Consider the following 2,955-nt stretch of genomic DNA (forward strand, 5'->3'; position numbering starts at 1 on the left):
AAACATAATCCAAACACAGAAATATACACAAAGAATAAAACACTTTAACTAAAACACAATCTAACAATCACTGGTTCTGGCTGATGATGTTCTGGGTAATGGCCAGGCCCAGCCCGGTACCGTCCGGGCGGCCGCTGACCATGGGAAAGAAAATGGTTTCCTGGAGTTCTGCCGGAATACCCGGGCCGTTGTCGATGATCTCGATCTTGGTCACCAGACGATGGCGGACGTGGCCGATGGTGAACTGACGCATGGTGCGAGTACGCAGACTGATGCGGCCCAGACGCAGCTCGTTCTGGCTGCTGATCGCCTGCATCGCGTTGCGCACGATGTTCAAGACGGCCTGGATCATTTGCTCGCGGTCGATCAACACGTCGGGAATGCTCGGGTCGTAATCGCGCACCAAGGTGATGCAGCCCTGGCTCTCCGCTTCGACCAGATGGCATACGCGCTCGAGTACTTCGTGGACGTTGCACATGGCCAGCGACGGCAGCTTGTTCGAGCCGAGCATGCGGTCGACCAGATTGCGCAGGCGGTCGGCCTCTTCAATGATCACATTGGTGTAATCGCGCAGGCTTTCTTCCGGCAGCTCGCGGGCCAGCAATTGCGCGGCGCCACGGATGCCACCGAGGGGGTTCTTGATCTCGTGAGCGAGGCCGCGCACCAGCATCTTGCTGGTTTCCTGCTTCGACAGCTGCGCCTCTTCCTTGGTGATCCGTAGCAAGCGGTCACGCGGGTGGACTTCCAACAGGAGTAGGGTCGCGCCGTTGCTGAGGATCGGCGTCACCGCGTAATCCACCGTCAGGGTCTGGCCGGTGAGGGCGGTGAGCATGGCTTCGCGCTTGGTGAATGGGTGCGCTTGCTCCACGGCCTGACGCAATGAATTGAGCGCCTCGGTGGACTCGGTGAACAGCTCACTGATGAACTGCCCATGGCTGCGCTGACCGCTGATGGCCAGCAGCATCTCGGCCGCTGGGTTCATGTACTCAAGGCGCAATTCGGCGTTGAGCAGAATGGTAGCGGTGGTCAGGTTGTCGAGCAGCAAACGTGGGATTGCGTCGCTAATAGTCATCGAGGCCTCTTTTGGGGGCGGAGCGTGCGCAAGAAACAAGCGTGTGCAGGTGGAAAATGCAAAAACCAAACCAAGGCTCCGAAAAGAAGCGTTCAACCCCTGAAACGGGCTTTTGACGCTCGTTTGCGTGGCAGCCAGCCAGCGCCTACGTGTAGTTTCGAACCAAAATGGGATGGAATCTGAGTACGGTGCAGCCTATTGCACCAATATAGTGCGCAACGCTGAGTGGCGTTAGAAGAAACGCAGGAAAGGGTTTTTCGGCTCTTCGGGTTTGTCTTTCAGCGGACACTCCGGACGCACGCCGTAGTCGTCGGCAACGCAGGGTTTGACCTGGCGTTTCTGCGCGAGCGAGATGCGCAGCATGTGGAAGGGTTGGTTGGCGGTGCGTTCGACAGTACGACCCTGCGTATCAAGGATTTCAACCGAGAGGCTATGGCTGCCACGGTCGATATTACTCAGCGGAAAAACCGGACTGACGCCGGGCTCGCCCGTGGCCTTGCCATCCAGCAGCAAGCGATACAAATGGCCCTTTTGCAGGCGAGGTTCGCTGGTGATGCTGACGATCAGCTCACCGGCACTGCTGCGAATGGTCGCGTCGGGCTCGGGCACCAGAACGCGCAGCATGTCGTAGTGGAACGGTGGTTGTTCCGGCGATTTTTTCGCGGTGGTGATCGGTGCGGCAGCGGTGGGGTTTGCCGGCATGCGATTGCTGGTCTCCAGCGGCACACGTTTGGCGTTGCCGCGTGGCTGATCGGTGTAGACACGATTGCCCTGCGCATCGATGTAAGTGAACACTTCGGCCGAGGCTTGCAGCGTCGTCAGGGCCAGCACGGTTATCAGCCATGCGCGGATCATGGCTTGTGTACCCGTTGCACGGTGAAAATCACTGGCGGGCTCTGCTGGATGATCGTCTCGCCGTCGATCACCTGCACGGCCAGACGATGTTCGCCGCGATCGATGCTCACCAGTTGCAGGATCGGCACATTGCTCGGCTGCCCGTAGGGCTCGTCGTCCAATACCAGTCTTAGCTGATGCGGCGGTTGTAGGCGCGGCTTGATCAGCACATTGACGGTGAAGGTGCCGTTGTTGGCGCGCAGGGCTTCTTCGGTGGGCAGGCCGGCCAGTTCCAGCACTTCATAAGCATTGCGCTCAGGCTGGCGATTGTCCGTATCGACGGCTGGCGGCGTGCTCGGCGCTTGCGGTTCGACACGATTGAGCGGCGGCAACTCCACCGGCTGCGCCTTTACGCCGTCCGGCGAATGATCGCTGTACACCGTGTGGCCGTTGGCATCGGTGTACTTGTAGATCTGCGCGACGGCGGGCAGAGCGATGACCAGCAGCAGGAATAGAAAACCACGACCCATGGAATCGACCGGATTAGAAAACGTTGGAGTGCAGCATAGGACAGTCGCGGCGGTTGGCCCAACTTGGTACACATTTCGCCAAGCATTACCCATATCTGCCGAGCGCTAGAGCACCTGTGGGAGCGAGCTTGCTCGCGAAGGCGTCATGTCATCCAACATTGCTTGCAATGACCCACCGCATTCGTGAGCAAGCTCGCTCCCACAGGTATCTACTTCGGCACAAAATCTGCGCAAATAAAAAAGGCCTCCCGAAGGAGGCCTCTTTTTGTCACGCCGCGTAGTGCGGCGCTACCGGATCAGCAGCTGTAGTACAGCTCATATTCCAGTGGGTGTACGAAGGTGCGGACCTTGATTTCTTCTTCGGATTTCAGCGCGATGTAAGCGTCGATGAAGTCGTCGGAGAACACGCCGCCCTTGGTCAGGAACGCACGGCCCTTGTCCAGATCTTCAATTGGTTATTTCTTGGTGTAGGTAAATTGTGTGATTTATTTGGTATATTTAGGTGGTAGGTGTTTCATT

2 protein-coding genes and 2 pseudogenes are annotated in these 2,955 nt (G+C 57.9%); all 4 read right to left on the reverse strand.

Going from position 1 to position 2,955, the window contains the following annotated elements; genetic code table 11:
• Positions 1-70: 70 nt before the first annotated feature.
• A pseudogene (gene glnL, locus ACIQVE_RS26250) lies at positions 71-1,072 on the reverse strand (nitrogen regulation protein NR(II)); the annotation flags it as partial.
• A 231-nt stretch (positions 1,073-1,303) separates the two neighbouring features.
• Positions 1,304-1,927, reverse strand: a complete 624-nt coding sequence (locus ACIQVE_RS26255) for a DUF4124 domain-containing protein (protein ID WP_402814118.1) — start codon at positions 1,925-1,927, stop codon at positions 1,304-1,306.
• The gene (locus ACIQVE_RS26260) at positions 1,924-2,436 is read right to left on the reverse strand and encodes a DUF4124 domain-containing protein (RefSeq protein WP_402814120.1); all 513 of its coding nucleotides are present in this window, start codon (positions 2,434-2,436) and stop codon (positions 1,924-1,926) included. Before ACIQVE_RS26260 ends, ACIQVE_RS26255 begins: the two co-directional genes overlap by 4 nt.
• A gap of 296 nt (positions 2,437-2,732) precedes the next feature.
• Positions 2,733-2,885: pseudogene (glnA, locus tag ACIQVE_RS26265) on the reverse strand (glutamine synthetase); the annotation flags it as partial.
• Positions 2,886-2,955: the final 70 nt, after the last annotated feature.

This window comes from Pseudomonas sp. NPDC098747 (assembly GCF_044760045.1).
Classification (GTDB): domain Bacteria; phylum Pseudomonadota; class Gammaproteobacteria; order Pseudomonadales; family Pseudomonadaceae; genus Aquipseudomonas.